The sequence below is a fragment of the Brevundimonas sp. genome (assembly GCF_032017145.1).
Classification (GTDB): Bacteria; Pseudomonadota; Alphaproteobacteria; order Caulobacterales; family Caulobacteraceae; genus Brevundimonas.
The window spans coordinates 1-18,283 of record NZ_DALZQC010000072.1 but is presented as its reverse complement, the minus strand read 5'-3'; the positions used below and the strand labels follow the sequence as shown (position 1 = coordinate 18,283).

The following is an 18,283-nucleotide window of genomic DNA, read 5'->3' as shown; positions in this document are numbered from 1 at the left end:
GGCAGGGGCGGGCCGGGCTGGGCCTCGATCTCCCACGCGCCCTTGTCTGTCGCCAGCACGCCTGACAGGGCGGCGTCCGCCCCGCGCTTTCCGGGCGCCAGGATCAGGGTCAGGCCCTCGGGGCCGACCTGGCCGGTCTGGGCCGCCGCATGGTCGATGCGGTCGCCGTCATAGGGAAAGAAATAGGCCCGGCCGACAACGCCGCCCGCCAGCGGTCCGCCAGCGGCTGTCAGGGTCAGCCGGTCGCCCTGTGCGGTCAGACGCGCCTCGATCCCGGCCGGGCGGGGCGCGGTCTCGACCAGCCGTTCGATCTGGGCGCCCCAGGGTTTGGCCAGGGGCGCTGCGCCCTCGCGCACCGGCAGGGCCAGCGACAGGGTCATCGGCTGCGGCACGCACATCTGGTCGCTGCACACCAGAAACAGCGCGTCCGTCGTCAGGGTCAGGATCTCGCCGGGCCGAGCCGAGGCCGGTGCGTGGATCGGCACGGGCAGCAGCACCTCGCCCGAATAGCCGTAGTTCATCAGGCTCATCAGCCGCTGGCGGCTGGGCAGAGGCCACAGGATGGGATCGGCCTTGACCCCCTGGGGCAGGGTCCATGTCAGGCTGGTCGCCCCGCCGGAATCGCCGGGATTGCGCCAATAGGTGTGCCAGCCGGGCGCGATCTTCTGGCGCACCGCCACGACGGTCGTGGAGCCCGGCGCGACCCATTGCGACATCGGGACCAGTTCGGCCTCGATCCGCTCGGTCCGCTGCGGGCCGAATGCGACCTGGCCGGACGCCGGCCCGGCGACAGGCTGGGCCTGGGCCGAAACAGCCGTCAGAAGCAGAACAAGGCCGAGGACGAAGGCGAAGGGTCGCACGCGCGGTTTCCGACAGGGGAGAAGGCGCGCAACCTAACGTCTTGCGCGCCGCTCGGCCATCGCTGGTCCGTCCTCCGCGTCGATCAGCGCGGATAGGCCTCGTAGACGACCTCGGCGCGACGGCGCAGAGGCTCGTCCTTGCCCGAGGCGGTGACGGCGCCCGCATCCCCCGCCGCGCTCAGTTCGAAGATCGGCGCCGGAAGCCCCGCCTCGGTCAGGGCCGCGACCACCGCCCGCGCACGTCGCTGCGACAGGGTCAGATTGGCCTCGGCCGCGCCGGTGGCATCGGCCAAGCCCATCACGCGGACGCGGCGAACGTCGCAATCCTTGGCCTTGGCCGCCGCCGCACGCAGGACCATGGCCGCCGGCTCGGTCAGCCGCGCCTGGTTCTCGACGAAATAGATGTCGAATCGACCCGGCGCGCACAGCGATTCGCCCACCACCAGGGCGGTGCGTTTCGGCGTCGGCGCGCACGCCGCCACGATCCCCGTCGCCAGGATCGCCGCAGCAGCCAGTCCTTTTGCAAATCCGATAGGTCGCATCATCTCAGCCCTCCCGCCGGCGAACCGGCCCGTTTACGCGAAAGAGGCGGCCTGTCCGTGGACAAGCCGCCTCTTCAACCTAGCGCCGGTCGGCGAGTTCCGCGACCGACAAGTTTTCAATAGCGATCAATAACGACGCTGACCGTTGTCCCAGTAGCACTCGTCCTGGCGGTTGTCGTAGCAGTAGTAGTAGCGACCTTGGCTGTCGCGATAACGCTGCTGGTTGTTGCGGTCCTGGTTCGAGCCGCGGATGGCGCCCGCCGCGCCGCCCAGGGCGCCGCCGATCAGGGCGCCGGTGGCTGCATTGCCGCCGCCGACGTTGTTGCCGATGATGGCGCCGGCGACCGCGCCGAGGCCGGCGCCGACGGCGCCTTGGCGGACAGTCTGGTTCGGGCCGCTGTTATAGCCGTAAGGGTCGCTGGCGCAGGCCGAAGCCAGCAGGCCGGCGCCGGCAATCGCGATAATCGCCTTGTTCATGGTGAAATCCTTTGTCCCTGGGTGTCTGCCCCTGAAGGCCGAAACGTGATGTCGCGGCATAGGTTCCGCAGGGAAAGCGAAATATGGCCACGCTTGTTCGGAACGGGCGCGGCTACGGGGCGTTCGGCCGTCATGAGCGCTCCATCGACCGAAGTCTCGACCCCGCCGCCCGACGCCGAGGCGCGCACCCTGACGCCGCACGCGCCGCTTCGCCATGCGGTGGTGCTGGTCAATCCGCTGTCCGGCAGCGTGGGGCCGCGCGCGGCCGGCGAGGTCGAGGCGATCATGGCCGACTATGACCTGGAGGCCCAGGTCGTCACCCTGGAGGGCGGGGGCTTCGATCAAGCCATCGCCGACGCCTTCGCGGCCAAGCCCGACGTGATCTTCGTCCTGGCCGGTGACGGCACGGCGCGCTCGGTGGCGTCAAAGGCCCGGCCCGACGGACCCATGATCGCCCCCCTGCCGGGCGGGACCATGAACATGCTGCCCAAGGCGCTTTACGGCACGGCCGACTGGAAGCTGGCGCTGAAGCGGGCGCTGGAGGAGGGCGAGGCCCAGCCGGTGTCGGGCGGCGAGGTGCAGGGCGAATACTTCTATTGCGCTGCCATCCTTGGCTCGCCCGCCCTGTGGGCGCCGGCGCGCGAGGCCATGCGGACCGGCAAGATCAGGCTGGCCTGGCAGTATGGACGCCGCGCGCTGAAACGCGCCTTTTCGGGGCGGCTGCGCTTCACGCTGGATGGCGGCGAAAAGCGCCGAACCGAGGCTCTGGTCCTGATCAGCCCGATGATCTCCAAGGCGATGGAGGATCCCATCGGGCTGGAGGCGGCCGCCATGGACCCCAGCGATACGACCCAGGCCTTTCGGCTGGCTGCGACGGCTCTGTTCAGCGACTGGCGTCAGGACCCGGCGGTTTCGACCCGGCCGGCCAAACGGATCGAGGTGCGGGCGCGCTCCAAGATTCCGGCGGTCATCGACGGCGAGCCCCTGCTGCTGAAACCCGACGCCGTGATCCGCTTCGTGCCCAAGGCCTTCAAGGCGCTTGCCCCCCGACCGCCCTCGGCCGAGGACAGCATCTAATGGGGCGCGTTCTTCAGTTCTCCGACGTCCATTTCGGCTGCGAACACAAGCACGCCTGCGCCGCCGCCCTCGAATACGCCCACGCCACCCCCAACGACCTTGTGCTGATCACCGGCGACATCACCCAGAAGGGCTATCCCGATGAGTTCAAGGCCGCCGGCGCCTGGATGCGCGCCATGCCCGAGCCGCGCTTCGTCATCGTGGGCAATCACGACGTGCCCTATTGGGATGCGGTGGCGCGGGTCTTTCATCCATGGCGCGCCTTCGAGACCGAGACCGGCTTTCCCGCCCACGACGGCCAGTTCCGCAGCGACGCGGTCATGGTGCGCGGCGTCGTCACCGCGCGCGGCTGGCAGGCGCGGCCCAACTGGTCCAAGGGCGTCATCGACCTGGACCAGACGCGCCGCGCGGCCGAGGCCCTGCGTCAGGCGCCGATCGGGGCGCTGCGAATTCTGGCCTGCCACCATCCGCTGATCGAGATGGTCGGCACGCCGATGACCGGCGACGTCAAGCGCGGCGACGAGGCGGCCCTGATCTTCGCGGAGGCAGGCGTCGATCTGATCATGACCGGTCACGTCCATGTGCCCTTCGCCATGCCGATCCCGCTGGCGGACCACTGCTCCTATGCGGTGGGGTGCGGAACCCTGTCGCATCGCGAACGGGGCGCGCCGCCAGGCTTCAACCAGATCGACTGGGACGCCAAGACCATCACGGTCACGGCCCTGGCCTGGGACGGAAGCAGCTATCGGTCGCACCAGGTCTGGCGCCTGCCGCGCCGCCAGGACACCCGCAAGGCCGCGACAGCGCCCAGCCCGGTCGAGCCCGGCGCATTGGAGAAGGCGGCGGTCTGAGCTTGTCACCTCCCCATTTCATGGGGAGGTGGCGCGGCGCGCCTTCGCGCCGTGACGGAGGGGGTCTTTGCCGCATGGCGAGCGCCTGTTGAACGTCAAGAGCCCCTCCACCGCGCTTCGCGCGGTCCCCCTCCCCACACGTGGGGAGGAGACTGGTCCCTACCGGAACGGCGGCTCGTCGAAGGCGCGGAGCTTGCGCGAGTGCAGGCGCGGGCCTTCGTTGCGCAGCAGGTCCACGGCCTGAATGCCGATCTGAAGGTGCTCCGAGATCGAACCTTCGTAGAAGCGGTTGGCCTGGCCCGGCAGCTTGATCTCGCCGTGCAGCGGCTTGTCCGACACGCACAGCAACGTCCCGTAAGGGACGCGGAAGCGATAGCCCTGGGCGGCGATGGTGGCGCTTTCCATGTCGATGGCGACGGCCCGGCTCTGATTGAAGCGCAGCGCCGATTTGGAATAGCGCAGCTCCCAGTTCCGGTCGTCGGTCGTGACCACAGTGCCGGTGCGCAGGCGCAGCTTGACCTCGTCGCCCGGCATGCCGCTGACCGACTTGGTGGCGTCGTACAGGGCGCGCTGGACCTCGGCGATCGAGGGGATGGGGATGTCCGGCGGCAGGACCGCGTCCAGCACATGGTCGTCGCGCAGATAGGCGTGGGCCAGCACATAGTCGCCGATGGTCTGGCTGGCGCGCAGGCCCCCGCAGTGGCCGATCATCAGCCAGACGTGCGGACGGGTGACGGCGAGGTGGTCGGTGATCGTCTTGGCGTTGGACGGGCCGACGCCGATGTTGACCAGGGTCACCCCCTTATGGCCCGGCGCGGTCAGGTGATAGGCCGGCATCTGGTGCTTCTTCCAGGCCGTGTCGCTGATCGCCGCCTCGGGGTTGGGGGTGTCGCGCGTGATGATCACGCCGCCGGCGCAGGACAGGGTTTCGTAGGGGCTGTCCGGCGTCTGAAGCTGTTCGACGGCCCAGCGCACGAACTCGTCGACATAGCGGTTGTAGTTGGTGAACAGGACATAGGACTGAACGTCGTCGACCGGCGTGCCGGTGTAGTGTTTCAGCCGCGCCAGCGAGAAGTCGGTCCTGAGGCCGTCGAAGTGCGACAGGGGAAAGTCGCCGCCCATCTCGAACAGGCCGTCGGCGATCTCGTCGCCGATATGGGCCAGGTCCGTGGTCGGGAACCAGCGCGCAAGAGCCGCCGTCATCGACCGGTCCAGCGCGACCTCCAGCCCGTCCGTCACATAGGGGAAGGGGATTTCCTGGCGCGACACCCCGACCTCGAACGTCGCGTTGTATTCCTGCTCCAGCAGGCCCAGCTGTTCGGTCAGATAGGGGCGGAACAGGTCCGGCCGGGTGATGGTGGTGGCGTAGCTGCCCTGTTTCGACAGCCGAGCGTAGGCGCGCGGCTCCAGGTCCTGGGGACGATCCCCGTCCCAGCGGATGCGAAGTTCGGGATAGGCGAACACCCCTTCGGCGCGTTTCAGCGGATCGGGCCGGGCGCCGGTGTTGACGAAATCCCGCACGGCGTCGCGCAGGTTGGTCACGGATTGGGTGTAGAGGGTTTCGAGGCGGTCCAGCGCCGCCTGTGCTGTCATCTGTTCTGTCATGACTTCCTCTAGCGAAGCTTCTTGGCTTTGGCGAGGCGCCCGCCGTTCAAACCCGATTTCGTTGCATTGCAGCAATTTATGACAGGGCTGCGGTTGCGGAGGGCGGCGTGGGGGCGCATCTGGCCCGAATGTCCACTTCCCTCGCGTCAGCGCCCGCCAAGAAGGAGCTCGGCTTCGTCGAGTTCGTCTGTCTTATCGCCCTGATGATGGCGCTGAATGCGCTGGCGATCGATTCCATGTTGCCGGCCTTGCCGCACATCGGCGACGACCTGGGCGTGGCCAACGCCAACAGTCGCCAGTGGGTGGTCACGGCCTATCTGCTGGGCTTTGGCGGGGCGCAGCTGATCTATGGTCCGCTCGCGGATCGGTTCGGACGCAAGCCCGTGTTGCTGGTCGGGGTAGGCCTCTATGTGGTGTTCAGCCTTCTGGCGACCCTGGCGCCGACCTTCGACATGCTGATCCTAGCGCGCATCGGCCAGGGGCTGGGCAGCGCCTGCACCCGCGTTCTGGCCGTCTCCATCGTGCGTGACCGCTACGAGGGCCGCACCATGGCGCGGGTCATGTCCTTCAGCTTCCTGGTCTTCCTGGGCGTGCCGATCCTGGCGCCGTCCATCGGCCAGATGATCATGCTGGTCGGCCCGTGGCGGTGGATTTTCGCGGGGCTGGGCCTGGTGGGCGTGGGCCTGATCGTCTGGGCCAGCTTGCGTTTGCCCGAGACGCTGAAGCCCGAGGATCGGCTGCCGATCCAGATGCGTCGCCTGGCCTCGGCCTACAAGGTCGCCGTCACCGACCGCACGGCCGTCGGCTATACGCTGGCCATGACGGCGATCACCGGGGCGCTGTTCGGCTTCATAAACTCGTCCCAGCAGATCTTCGCCGACGTGTTCGACGCCGAGGCGGCCTTTCCGGCCGTCTTCGCCCTGATCGCGGGCGGCATCGCCGTGGCCTCGCTGGTCAACGCCCGGCTGGTGGTCAGGCTGGGATCGCGCAGGATTTCGCACACCGCCCTGATCGGCTTCACCGCCATCTCCGCCGTCCACGCCGTCGTGGCGATCAGCGGCCATGAATCGATCTGGACCTTCGCGGTGCTGCAGACCCTGACCATGTTCTGTTTCGGCCTGATTGCCGGCAACTTCGGCGCCATGGCCATGGAGACGATGGGCCATATCGCCGGCACCGCCGCCTCGATCCAGGGGTTCGTCTCCACCATCGCCGGCTCCCTCTTGGGCTTTGCGGTGGGCCAGCAGTTCAACGGCACCACGGTTCCGATGGCGGCGGGCTTCACCCTGTTCGGCCTGGCCGCCCTGGGGTGGGTCCTGTTCGCCGAGCGCGGGCGGTTGTTCCGGGCGCACCATTCGGCGCCGGCCTGATCGGGCGGCGGCCCAGACTTGATCTTTTCGGCGTTTCCGCGCGTTGTCCGGCCAATCGTTACGGTCAGCCCAGGAAAATCTCGATGAAGCGCAAAGCGCTCGGCCTCGTCTCCGCCCTCGCCCTCGCCGCCGCCCTGGGGGTCAGCGCCTGCTCCACCACCCCTGGCGGCGCGTCCCTGGCCCCGCCCGCCATCGCTCCGGCGCCCGGCCCGGAAGCGGTCGACAGCCATACCTACGCCCAGCCCGAGATCGCGCGCGTCGTCGATGTGGCGCTGGACCTGAGAGCCGACTTCCAGGCCAAGACCCTGGCGGGCACGGCGACCCTGGACATCCTGGCCGTCCCCGGCGCCAACGAGGTGATCCTGGACATCCGCAACCTGGACATCCAGGACGTGCGCGACGCGACGGGACAGCCGCTGCGCTTCGTGGTCGGCGACAACGACGCCATCAAGGGCCAGCCCCTGACCGTCTATTTCCCGGCCTTCGCCGCCAATGAACGCCGCAAGATCACGGTCCGCTATTCGACCCGACCGGACGCCGCCGCCCTGCAATGGCTCAGCCCGGCCCAGACGGCGGGCGGCCAGAAGCCCTATCTGTTCAGCCAGGGCCAGGCCATCCTGACCCGCACCTGGGTCCCGACCCAGGACAGTCCCGGCATCCGCCAGACCTATTCCGCCCGCATCACCGCGCCCGAGGATCTGACGGTGGTCATGAGCGCGGATCACCTGACGCCGAACGGCGAGCCGGCCGGAAACGGGATGAAGACCTGGCGCTTCCGGATGAACAATCCGATCCCGCCCTATCTGATCGCCCTGGGCGTCGGCGACATCGCCTTCGCGCCGTTCGACGGGCGCACCGGGGTCTGGACCGAGCCCAGCCGCCTGCGGGCCGCCCAGTGGGAACTGGAGCCGACCGCCCAGATGGTGACGGCGGCCGAGAAGCTGTACGGCCCCTATCGCTGGGGCCGCTACGACCTTTTGGTCCTGCCGCCCTCCTTCCCGTTCGGCGGGATGGAGAACCCCAAGCTGACCTTCGCCACCCCGACCATCATCGCAGGCGACCGGTCGCTGGTGTCGCTGGTCGCACACGAACTGGCGCACTCCTGGTCGGGCAATCTGGTCACCAACGCCACCTGGAACGACTTCTGGCTGAACGAGGGCTTCACCGTCTATTTCGAGAACCGGATCATGGAGTCCGTCTATGGCCATGACCGCGCCATGCAGGAGCAGGTTCTGGGCTGGGACAGCCTGCAGGACACGCTGAAGTCCCTGCCGGCGGCGGACACCCGCCTGCATCTGGACCTGAAGGGTCGCGATCCCGACGACGGCATGAACGACATCGCCTATGAGAAGGGCGCCCTGTTCCTGCGGACCGTCGAACGCACTGTCGGGCGGGATCGGTTCGACGCCTGGCTGCGCGGCTATTTCGACCGCAACGCCTATCGTCCGATGACGACGGCCATGTTCCTGCAGGACATCCGCGACAATCTGATCAAGGGCGACGCCGCGCTGGAAGGCCAGCTGCAGATGGACGCCTGGGTCTATCAGCCCGGCCTGCCGTCAAACGCCGTCGCGCCGGTGTCCCACGCCTTCGAGCCGGTGGATGCGGCCGCCGTCGCCTTCTTCAAGGACAAGGGAGCGGCCTCGGCCATTCCTTGGGCGGACTGGAACACCCAGCAGCGCCAGCGCTTCCTGGGCTGGCGTCCTGACGGTCTTCGCACCGGCGCCGACTGGCTGACCAATGCACAGCTGGCCGATCTGGAGCGGACGCTGAACCTGTCGAACGAGGGCAACGCCGAACTGACCTTCGCCTGGCTGCAGATCGCCCTGGCCCATCGCTATCAGCCCTCGGTCGCCACGGCCGAAAGGTTCCTGACCAGCCAGGGCCGCCGCAAGTTCGTCCTGCCGCTGTTCCAGACCCTGTGGAGCGAAGGCGACTGGGGCCGGGGTAACGCGCGGCGCATCTACGCCGAGGCCCGGCCGCTGTATCACCCGGTCACCAGCGGCTCGGTCGATCAGCTGGTCGGACGGCCGTAACATCAAAAGTCTCCTCCCCGCTCGTGGGGAGGGGGACCGCGAAGCGGTGGAGGGGCTCTTCAAGTCTCGCAGGCATAAAATAGCCCCTCCGTCACGGCGCGAAGACGCGCCGCGCCACCTCCCCATTTCATGGGGAGGAGACGAGTCATTGGCGCTACAGGTCCACGACCGCCACGCCGGTTTCCTCCGCCAGCCGTTCCGCCAGGACGGCGCGGTGGCAGCCGGCGTGGTCGGCCTCGAAACACAGCAGGGCGACGCGCGTCTCGCCGGCCAGCGATTTCAGGCGTTCGTATTCCAACTGCGCCTGCGGCTCGGCCAGATGGTCGGCGAAGATGGCGCGCATCTCGTCGACCCGCCCTTTGCGCGCCGCATCGCGTCCCGCCTTGGGCGTGCCCAGGCCGCGCAGGTGGAGGTAGTCGATCCCTTTGGCCTTAAGGCTTTCGCCCAGGATCGTCTTGGAAAAGCCGGCGCGGCGCGAGGCGGCGACGGCGCGGACATCGATCAGGGTCTGCACGCCGGCCGCCTTCAGCCGCGCGATCACCTCCGCCTGGGTCGCGCCTTCGTAACCGATGGTGAAAAGCTTCATCCGCCTCAGATGGGCGGCCGCGCGTAGAACGCCAGCGTGGCCGTGCAGGCCCGCGTTGCGGTGCGGCGCCCTATCGTCTATCCCGCGACACGGATTTCGACAGGAGCTTTTCCCATGGCTGACCTCGCCCCCGGCGTCGTGACTCTCTTCGGAGGGTCGGGCTTCATCGGGTCGCAGGCGGTGCGCGCCCTGGCGCGGCGCGGCTGGCGCATCCGCATCGCCGTGCGCAATCCGGTCCTGGCCATCGAGATCCAGCCGCTGGGCGATCCCGGCCAGATCCAGTTCATGCGCTGCGACATCACCGACGCGGCCGACGTAGCCGCCGCCGTGCGCGGCGCGGACGCCGTGGTCAATCTGGTCGGCGTGCTGCACGATGCGGGCGGCAAGCGCGGCTTCGACGCCGTTCACGCCCAGGCGGCCAAGACCATCGCCGAGGCGGCCAAGGCGGCGGGCGTCAAGCGTCTGGTCCAGATTTCCGCCATCGGCGCCGATGCAGACAGCCCCTCGGCCTATGGCCGCACCAAGGCCCAGGCCGAACAGGCGGTGCGCGCCGTCTATCCCGATGCGGTGATCCTGCGTCCGTCTCTGGTGTTCGGCGCCGGCGACGGCTTCCTGAACCGCTTTGCGTCCATGGCGACGATGTCGCCCTTCCTGCCCCTGATCGGCGGCGGCGACACCCGGTTCCAGCCGGTCTATGTCGGCGATGTCGCCGAGGCGATCGCGCGGGCCGTGATCCGCGCGGATGCGGCGGGCCGCACCTACGAACTGGGCGGGCCGAGCGTCTTCACCTTCCGTGAGGTGCTGGAGCTGGTGCGGCGCGAGACGGGGCGCGACCGGATGCTGGTCTCCGTGCCCTTCGCGCTCGCCAAGCCGCTGGGTTCGCTGCTGCAACTGAGCCGGTTCGTCGGCGTCGCCCCGCCGCTGACGCGCGATCAGGTGCTGATGCTGGAGCGCGACAATGTCGTGGCGCCCGAGGCCCTGGGTCTGGCGGCGCTGGGTGTGGATCACGCCACGGGCATGGCCGCCATCGCCCCCTCCTATCTGTGGCGCTACCGCGTCGGCGGCCAGTTCGCCGAGGCCCCGGCGCACTGAGCCGGCTGCGGATCAATCCCCATCCGAGGAGACCGCAGGCCGCCTTTCGCCGCCTGCGGGACTTCGCGTGCGGGAACGAAGAGTGCACAGCTTAAGGATGCCGGCCACGCAGCCCCAATTCTCTCCGACCCGGACGCCTGACCTGAACGATGCGCGGGCCCTGCTGGCGCGCGTCTGGGGCCACGCCGACTTCCGGGGGCTTCAGGGGCAGGTGGTCGAACAGATCCTGTCCGGCGGCGACGTTCTGGCCGTCCTGCCGACCGGCGGCGGCAAGAGCGTCTGCTATCAGATCCCGGCCATCCTGCGGCCCGGACTGGGCCTGGTGGTGTCGCCGCTGATCGCCCTGATGACCGATCAGGTCGAGGCGCTGAAACAGCAGGGTGTGGCGGCCGCCCGGCTGGATTCGGGGGTGTCGCTGGACGAGCGTTCGGCCATCTGGGCGGCCGCGCGGTCCGGTGAACTGGACCTGCTGTACGTCTCGCCGGAAGGTCTGGCGGCTGGGGCCATGATGGATCGTCTGGCCGAACTGCCGCTCAGCCTCATCGCCATCGACGAGGCCCACTGCGTGTCGCAGTGGGGCCATGACTTCCGCCCCGACTATCGCAACCTGGGTCTGCTGGCCGAGCGGTTCCCGAACACGCCCCGCATCGCGGTGACGGCGACCGCCGACGCCCGCACGCGCGACGACATCCTGCGCTCTCTGCGGTTGGAAGAGGCGACCGTCTTCGTCGACAGTTTCGCGCGTCCCAACCTGCAACTGTCGGCCGAACGCAAGGAGAGCGCCTCGCGCGCCAAGACCGATGCGCGGGTCATCGAACTGGTGCGCGAACGGCGCGGCAAGTCGGGCGTGGTCTATTGCGGCAGCCGCGACGGCTGCGACCGCGTGGCCCAGGCGCTGCGCGACGCGGGGACCAACGCCATCGCCTATCACGCCGGCATGGACACGCGCGAACGCGACCGCCGGCTGGAGCGTTTCCTGGCCGAGGAGGGCGCCGTCATGGTCGCCACCATCGCCTTCGGCATGGGGGTGGACAAGGCCGATGTGCGCTTCGTTATCCACGCCGATCCGCCGGGCAGCCTGGAGGCCTATTGGCAGGAGATCGGCCGGGGCGGGCGTGACGGCGAACCGGCCGAGGGCATCACCCTGTATGGCCCGTCCGACATCGCCTGGTCCCTGCGTCGGCTGGACAGCCGCCCGATGGCGGAAGAGGTCAAACAGGTTCAGGTCAGCAAGACCCGCCAGCTGTTCGCCATGCTGGACGGCGCCGTCTGTCGCGCCCAGGCCGTGCGGCGATACTTCGGCGAGCATGACGCCCAGCCGTGCGGCGTCTGCGACATCTGCGGCGACCCGCCCCAGCTTTATGATGCGACCGTCCCGGCCCAGAAGGCCCTGGCGGCGGTGCAGCGTCTGGGCGGACGCTTCGGGCGCAACCGTGTGGTCGATCACCTGACAGGCCGCACCAAGGATGTGCAGCCGTGGGAGCAGCAACTGTCCACCTGGGGCATCGGGCGCGACATCTCCCTGACCTCATGGCGCGAGATCGTTGATCATCTGCTGTTCGAGGGCCTGCTGGTCGAAGACCCCAACGACGGCAAGCCGCTGGTGGGTCTGGGCGACCCCGAGGCGGTGCGCGCCGTCTATAAGGCCGAACGCCAGATCGAGGTCCGCCGCGCGCCGCTGAGGGCGGAGACTGCGCCCCGCCGTCGCGACCGTTCCGGCGAAGGGCGCAACGCGGCGCTGGAGACGATGGACGCCGACGTCCGCGCCCGGTTCGAGGCCCTTCGGGCCTGGCGCCGCGACCGCGCCTCGGAGCAGCACGTGCCGCCCTATGTCATCTTCCAGGACAGGACCCTGCTGGAGATCGCCCATGCCGAGCCGGGCGACCTGAACAGTCTGGGCGCCATTTCCGGCGTCGGTCAGTCGAAACTGGATCGCTACGGCAAGGGCGTGCTGGAGGCGCTTGCCGCACTATAGCGGACGCCTTTCGACGTCATTCCGGGGCCAGAGGCGCGTCGTCGAAACGGCAGGCGCCCAGACCTGCCTCGGGTTCCGGGTTCGTCCTTCGGACGCCCCGGAATGACGACTGTCGTGCCCGGGTCAGACTTCCGGCTTGGGCGGGGCGGTGATGACTTCGACGTTGTCGTTCAGCAGATAGGACAGTTCAGACAGGGCTGTGGCGCGGTCCGCCGGGCTGGCGGCGGCCTGAACGGCGGCGACCTTTTTCGGCATGTCCTCGGAAATGCCGCGCAGGATGCATTTCAGATCACCGTCGGTGCCGCGCTCCTTCAGGATCAGGTGGCCCTGCATGTCCAAGGCGGCCAGTTGTTCGGCCTGGGCCTTGAAGCCGGTGAAGGCCTGGCTGGTGAAGAAGGCGGCGTCGTCGGCGGCCTTGGCGGCGGCCCAGCCGTCCACCACGGCCTTCAGGCTGGTCGACCGCGAGATGATGTCGGCGAACAGCGGCTCGCCCGCCACCGAGATCGGCGCGCCGGCAACCGCCGCCGGCTGTTCGGCGGCCAGGGCGACGGCAGGATTGGACATCGCCAGGGCGATCGTGAGAGCAAGGCCGCAGGACATTGAGGTGACTTCCTGTTTCAGCGTCCGCTGGGACGTTGAACCTGAATACGCCCCAGCCGTAAACGAGTGTTTACCCTGTCATTCCCGATGGAGACGACGATGACCCGCGACGCCGCCTGGACCGCCTTCGACCAAGCCGCCGCCGAGGCCGCCTCTGCGCGGATCGTGGATCAGTTCGCCGCCGATCCCGACCGGCTGGGGCGGATGTCGGTCGAGGCGGCGGGGCTTTATGTCGATCTGTCGAAACAGAGCTGGACCCGCGCGGCCTTCGACGCCTGTCTGGACCTGGCGCGCGCCAGCGACATGGAGGGGCGTCGCGCGGCCCTGTTCGCCGGCGAGGCCGTCAATCTGACCGAAGGCCGGGCGGTGCTGCACCCCGCCCTGCGCGCCGCGCCGGGCGCCGGCTTCAGGGCCCTGGGGCAGCCGGTCTCGGCCGAGGTGGATGCGGTGCGGGCGGACATGAGGGCCTATGCCGAGGCTGTGCGGTCTGGCGCCGAGGCGGGCGCGACTGGAAGAAGGTTCGAGGCCATCGTCCATGTCGGCATCGGCGGATCGGACCTGGGGCCGCGCGTGGTCTGGGATGCGCTGCGTCCGCTGGACCCGGCCATCGACCTGCGGTTCGTGGCCAATATCGACCCGCGCGACATGGCCGAGGCCCTGACCGGCCTGGACCCCGAGACGACCCTGGTCGTGGTGGTGTCCAAGACCTTCACGACGCAAGAGACCCTGGCCAACGCCGAGGCGGCCAAGACCTGGCTGGCCGCTTTCCTGCCTTCTGAAGGCATGACAAAACACTTCATCGGGGTGACGGCGGCGCCGGATCGGGCGGCGGCCTTCGGCTGCGGCCGCACCTTCGCCTTCCGCGACTGGGTCGGCGGGCGCTATTCGCTGTGGTCGGCGGTCAGCCTGTCGTGCGCCATCGCCCTGGGCTGGGACGTGTTCGAACAGATGCTGGCCGGCGCCGCCGAGATGGACGATCATTTCGTCAAGGCGCCGCTGGAGCGGAACGCGCCGATCCTGCTGGCCCTGGCCCAGGTGTTCAACGTCGATGGGTTGAACCGCCCGGCGCGGACGGTCGCGCCCTATGCCCATGCGCTTCGCCGCCTGCCGTCCTTCCTGCAACAGCTGGAGATGGAATCGAACGGCAAGCGGGTGCACCGGGACGGAAGCCCCGTCACGCGCCAGACCTGCCCGGTGGTGTTCGGCGAACCCGGCACCAACGGTCAGCACGCCTTCTTCCAGCAGATCCATCAGGGGCCGGACGTCGTGCCGGCAGAGTTCGTGATCGTAGCCCGCACCCATGAGGACGCGCCGGAATCGCCGCTCTGGTCCAACGCCCTGGCGCAAGGGCAGGCCCTGATGCTGGGCAAGACGACCGAGGCGGCCAGGGCCGAAGGGCTGGCCCAGGGCTTGTCGGAGGAGGAGGCCGCGCGCCTGGCGCCTCACCGCACCTTCACCGGAAACCGCCCCTCGACGGCCATCGTCATGGACCGGCTGACGCCTCATACGCTGGGCGCCCTGCTGGCCTTCTATGAACACAAGACCTTCGTCGAGGGCGTGATCTGGGACATCAACAGCTTCGACCAATGGGGCGTCGAACTGGGCAAGGTGCTGGCCAAGGCCATCCTGAAGGACGTCGAAGCGGGCGGTCCGTCCGCCGACCTGGACCCGTCCACGGCGACCCTGATGACGCGCCTGATGGGCTGACGTGAAAAAGGCCCGACCGGGCGGTCGGGCCTTCAGCTCGATTTGACGATCGCTTACCAGCGACGGTCGTAGCGATAGTCGCGGCGGTCGTCCCGACGATAATCGCGGCGGTCGTAACGCGAATCGTAGCGGCGGCCGTCGTAGCGGTAGTCGTAGCCCGAGCGGCTGCGGTCGATGCCGTGCTCGCGCTCCCAGTGACCCTGGTTCCGGTAGCACTGGCCGCCGCGATAGTATTCGCAGCTGGAGCCGCGGTTCGAGGCCACCGCCCCCACCGCCGCGCCGGCCAGGGCGCCGCCGGCGATGTAGTTGCCGTCGCCGTTGCCATAGATGGCGCCGGCCAGGCCGCCCACCGCGGCGCCGATCAGGGCGTTGCGGCCGGTGTTGTCGCGGTCCCGCGACTGGGCCGAGGCGGGGGCCGCCATCATCGTCATGGCGACGACCGGGGCGGCGACGACGGCGGTGATCTTCAGCAGCTTGGACATTGTGGTCTCCTTGGCTTGCCGATCTGCGCTTCCGGGGCGGGAAGGCATCCAGCGTTGAGGGGTTTCTAACCCTCCCAAATTGAACGACCCCGGAGGTCGGCATTCATTTTCGGTTCATTTGTCACAGAGAATTCGCGCGGCGAGCGGGCGGCGCCGCTTGACGGTCGCACCGCCTCTGCCTAACTCCCGCTCGCGTTAGCACTCTCGCTGGTCGGCTGCCAAAGCGGCGATCGCGAGAGCGCCGCAAACCGTTTCAGAACGCCCCGATCCGGGGGTTTTAAGGGAGAAGTCCGATGGCGTTCCGTCCGCTCGGCGACCGCGTGCTGGTCAAGCGCGTTGAAGAAGAATCCAAGACCAAGGGTGGGATCATCATCCCCGACACCGCCAAGGAAAAGCCGCAGGAAGGCGAAGTCGTCTCCGTCGGCCCCGGCGCCCGCGACGACAAGGGCGTGGTCAACGCCCTAGAGCTGAAGGCCGGCGACCGCATCCTGTTCGGCAAGTGGTCGGGCACGGAAGTGAAGATCGACGGCGACGACCTGATCATCATGAAGGAATCCGACGTTCTGGGCGTGCTGTCCTAAGCACCCGCGTCGACGACCTTCTTCAATAAATCCTAGATAGGAGCAGCCCGCATGGCCGCTAAAATCGTACAGTTCAACACCGACGCCCGCGACAAGATGCTCAAGGGCGTCAACGTCCTGGCCAACGCCGTCAAGGTGACCCTGGGTCCCAAGGGCCGCAACGTCGTGATCCAGAAGTCCTTCGGGGCCCCGCGCTCGACCAAGGACGGCGTGTCGGTCGCCAAGGAAATCGAGCTGGAAGACGCCTTCGAGAACATGGGCGCCCAGATGATCCGCGAAGTCGCTTCGAAGACGAACGACAAGGCGGGCGACGGCACCACCACCGCAACCGTTCTGGCTCAGGCCATCGTGCAAGAGGGCCTGAAGGCCGTCGCCGCCGGCATGAACCCGATGGATCTGAAGCGCGGCATCGACAAGGCCGTCGGCCTGGTGCTGGAAGAGATCAAGACCAATTCCAAGCCGGTCTCCAACAACTCGGAAATCGCCCAGGTCGGCACCATCTCGGCCAACGGCGACTCGGAAATCGGTGAGCTGATCGCCCAGGCCATGGCCAAGGTCGGCAACGAAGGTGTGATCACCGTCGAAGAAGCCAAGACCGCCGACACCACCGTCGACGTCGTCGAAGGCATGCAGTTCGACCGCGGCTACCTGTCGCCCTACTTCATCACCAACGCCGACAAGATGGAGTCGGTGCTGGAAGAGCCGCTGATCCTGCTGTTCGAGAAGAAGCTGACCTCGCTGCAGGCCATGCTGCCGATCCTGGAAGCCGTGGTGCAGTCGGGCCGTCCGCTGCTGATCATCGCCGAGGACATCGAAGGCGAAGCCCTGGCGACCCTGGTCGTCAACAAGCTGCGCGGCGGCCTGCGCGTCGCCGCCGTCAAGGCTCCGGGCTTCGGCGACCGCCGCAAGGCCATGCTGGAAGACATCGCCATCCTGACGGGCGGCCAGGTCATCTCGGAAGACCTGGGCATCAAGCTGGAGAGCGTCACGCTGGACATGCTCGGCAAGGCCAAGAAGGTCTCGATCACCAAGGACGACACCACCATCGTGGAAGGCGTCGGCGGCAAGGAAGAGATCGAAGCCCGCGTGGCCCAGATCAAGCGCCAGATCGAAGACACCACGTCCGACTACGACAAGGAAAAGCTGCAGGAACGTCTGGCCAAGCTGGCCGGCGGCGTCGCGGTTCTGCGCGTCGGCGGTTCGACCGAAGTCGAAGTGAAGGAAAAGAAGGATCGCGTCGACGACGCCCTGAACGCCACGCGCGCCGCGGCTGACGAAGGCATCGTTCCCGGCGGCGGCATTGCGCTGCTGAAGGCGTCGAAGATCCTGGCCGAGGTCAAGGGCGACAACGCCGACCAGAACGCCGGCATCGCCATCATCCGTCGCGCCCTGCAGGCTCCGATCCGTCAGATCTCGGAAAACGCAGGCGTCGAAGGTTCGATCGTCGTCGGCAAGGTGCTGGAGAACGACCAGGCCTCGTTCGGCTTCAACGCCCAGACCGAAGAATACGGCGACCTGGTGCAGATGGGCGTCATCGACCCGGCCAAGGTCGTCCGCACGGCTCTGCAAGACGCCGCTTCGGTCGCCGGCATCCTGATCACGACGGAAGCCGCCGTCGCCGACGCCCCCAAGAAGTCGGGCGGCGCCGCCGCTCCCGACATGGGCGGCATGGGCGGCATGGGCGGCATGGACTTCTAAGTCCAGGCTGACCACTGCTGAAACGCAGAAGGGCGGGGCCGCAAGGCTCCGTCCTTTTCTGTTTGCGCCCCCTATGACGCGGGGAGGGATGCAACCTTCGGATACATAATGTCACGCACTGTGTCCCGGGCGCGCTTGCGGATTGGGGCCGCAATCGGGCAAGGCGTCGGGCTATGGATCCGTCCCTGTCGAACGTCCTGTCGAGCGCCGAGGTGCAGGCCTTCGCCTCGGGCTTTCCGGTCATGGTGGCGCACCTGATCGTGACCCTGCTGCTGCTGGCGGCGGGGGCGACGGTCTATGCGATGCTGACGCCGTGGAAAGAGGTGGCCCTGATCCGTCAGGGCAATACGGCGGCGGCCATCGCCTTTGCGGGCATATTGGTGGGGTTGGCCGTGCCGCTGGCGGTGTCGCTGGCGGTATCGACCTCGGTACGCGACATCGCCATCTGGGGCGTGGCGACCGTAGTGCTGCAGCTTCTGGCCTTCCGGGTCGTGGACCTGTTGCTGACCGGCCTGCCCGAACGCATCCGGCACGGAGAGATTTCGGCGGCGGTGGTGCTGCTGGGCGCCAAGCTGGCGACGGCGGTGATCCTGTCCGCCGCCCTGACCGGCTGATCGGCCGGGCGACGTCATGCAGTTTCCGCGCCTGCCGGACTGGGCCATCTACGGGGCGGTGGCGGCCGTCTTCCTGGCCGTGTCGCTGGGCCGGCGCGAGAACGCCGACGCCCCGCCCGCGCCGGCGGCG

At 68.3% G+C, this 18,283-nt stretch carries 17 protein-coding genes; 10 read left to right on the top strand and 7 right to left on the bottom strand.

Annotated features, from left to right (window positions below):
- The 3 genes from RTU05_RS12240 to RTU05_RS12230 form a co-directional block, all read right to left on the bottom strand.
- Positions 1–860 (bottom strand): protein-disulfide reductase DsbD domain-containing protein (locus RTU05_RS12240; RefSeq protein WP_312598640.1); only part of this gene is annotated, 860 nt, incomplete at its 3' end.
- Positions 861–943: 83 nt separating this feature from the next.
- Positions 944–1,405, bottom strand: a complete 462-nt coding sequence (locus RTU05_RS12235) for an OmpA family protein (protein ID WP_312598638.1) — start codon at positions 1,403–1,405, stop codon at positions 944–946.
- Positions 1,406–1,528: 123 nt separating this feature from the next.
- Positions 1,529–1,879 (bottom strand): YMGG-like glycine zipper-containing protein, encoded by a 351-nt coding sequence (locus RTU05_RS12230; protein ID WP_087120902.1) that lies wholly within the window; start codon positions 1,877–1,879, stop codon positions 1,529–1,531.
- Between the two features lie 132 nt (positions 1,880–2,011).
- Here RTU05_RS12230 and RTU05_RS12225 point away from each other — a divergent pair, with 132 nt between their 5' ends.
- Both RTU05_RS12225 and RTU05_RS12220 read left to right on the top strand, forming a co-directional pair.
- A complete protein-coding gene (locus tag RTU05_RS12225) occupies positions 2,012–2,956 on the top strand; it encodes a diacylglycerol kinase family protein (RefSeq protein ID WP_312598634.1) in 945 nt (314 codons plus the stop codon).
- Positions 2,956–3,807, top strand: coding sequence for a metallophosphoesterase (locus RTU05_RS12220; protein ID WP_312598633.1), 852 nt, complete (start codon positions 2,956–2,958; stop codon positions 3,805–3,807). The genes RTU05_RS12225 and RTU05_RS12220 overlap by 1 nt, the downstream gene beginning before the upstream one ends.
- Positions 3,808–3,966: 159 nt before the next feature.
- Here RTU05_RS12220 and RTU05_RS12215 read toward each other — a convergent pair whose 3' ends face one another.
- Complete coding sequence (locus RTU05_RS12215; RefSeq protein WP_312598632.1) at positions 3,967–5,412, bottom strand: AMP nucleosidase; 1,446 nt, start codon at positions 5,410–5,412, stop codon at positions 3,967–3,969.
- A gap of 128 nt (positions 5,413–5,540) precedes the next feature.
- Between RTU05_RS12215 and RTU05_RS12210 the strand changes: the two genes are divergently transcribed.
- Both RTU05_RS12210 and RTU05_RS12205 read left to right on the top strand, forming a co-directional pair.
- Positions 5,541–6,782: a multidrug effflux MFS transporter gene (locus tag RTU05_RS12210; protein ID WP_312598631.1), complete on the top strand. Its 1,242-nt coding sequence runs from the start codon at positions 5,541–5,543 to the stop codon at positions 6,780–6,782.
- Between the two features lie 83 nt (positions 6,783–6,865).
- Positions 6,866–8,818: a M1 family metallopeptidase gene (locus RTU05_RS12205; RefSeq protein WP_312598629.1), complete on the top strand. Its 1,953-nt coding sequence runs from the start codon at positions 6,866–6,868 to the stop codon at positions 8,816–8,818.
- 154 nt (positions 8,819–8,972) lie between these two features.
- Here RTU05_RS12205 and RTU05_RS12200 read toward each other — a convergent pair whose 3' ends face one another.
- Entirely contained in the window at positions 8,973–9,404 is a 432-nt protein-coding gene (locus RTU05_RS12200) for a DUF488 domain-containing protein (protein ID WP_312598627.1), read from the bottom strand.
- A gap of 114 nt (positions 9,405–9,518) precedes the next feature.
- Here RTU05_RS12200 and RTU05_RS12195 point away from each other — a divergent pair, with 114 nt between their 5' ends.
- A complete protein-coding gene (locus RTU05_RS12195) occupies positions 9,519–10,496 on the top strand; it encodes a complex I NDUFA9 subunit family protein (protein ID WP_312598625.1) in 978 nt (325 codons plus the stop codon).
- A gap of 97 nt (positions 10,497–10,593) precedes the next feature.
- Positions 10,594–12,471, top strand: a complete 1,878-nt coding sequence (recQ, locus tag RTU05_RS12190; protein ID WP_312598623.1) for a DNA helicase RecQ — start codon at positions 10,594–10,596, stop codon at positions 12,469–12,471.
- Between the two features lie 123 nt (positions 12,472–12,594).
- Here the strand turns inward: recQ and RTU05_RS12185 are convergent, their stop codons facing one another.
- Positions 12,595–13,071: a hypothetical protein gene (locus RTU05_RS12185; protein WP_409411623.1), complete on the bottom strand. Its 477-nt coding sequence runs from the start codon at positions 13,069–13,071 to the stop codon at positions 12,595–12,597.
- A gap of 99 nt (positions 13,072–13,170) precedes the next feature.
- Here RTU05_RS12185 and pgi point away from each other — a divergent pair, with 99 nt between their 5' ends.
- Positions 13,171–14,778 (top strand): glucose-6-phosphate isomerase, encoded by a 1,608-nt coding sequence (pgi, locus tag RTU05_RS12180; RefSeq protein WP_312598619.1) that lies wholly within the window; start codon positions 13,171–13,173, stop codon positions 14,776–14,778.
- Between the two features lie 53 nt (positions 14,779–14,831).
- Here pgi and RTU05_RS12175 read toward each other — a convergent pair whose 3' ends face one another.
- Positions 14,832–15,260, bottom strand: a complete 429-nt coding sequence (locus RTU05_RS12175; protein ID WP_312598617.1) for a hypothetical protein — start codon at positions 15,258–15,260, stop codon at positions 14,832–14,834.
- Between the two features lie 293 nt (positions 15,261–15,553).
- Here RTU05_RS12175 and RTU05_RS12170 point away from each other — a divergent pair, with 293 nt between their 5' ends.
- From RTU05_RS12170 to RTU05_RS12160, 3 genes are all read left to right on the top strand, one after another.
- Complete coding sequence (locus RTU05_RS12170) at positions 15,554–15,841, top strand: co-chaperone GroES (protein ID WP_135062067.1); 288 nt, start codon at positions 15,554–15,556, stop codon at positions 15,839–15,841.
- A 51-nt stretch (positions 15,842–15,892) separates the two neighbouring features.
- Positions 15,893–17,539: a chaperonin GroEL gene (gene groL, locus RTU05_RS12165; protein ID WP_312598606.1), complete on the top strand. Its 1,647-nt coding sequence runs from the start codon at positions 15,893–15,895 to the stop codon at positions 17,537–17,539.
- A gap of 173 nt (positions 17,540–17,712) precedes the next feature.
- Complete coding sequence (locus RTU05_RS12160) at positions 17,713–18,153, top strand: DUF350 domain-containing protein (RefSeq protein WP_312598604.1); 441 nt, start codon at positions 17,713–17,715, stop codon at positions 18,151–18,153.
- Positions 18,154–18,283: the final 130 nt, after the last annotated feature.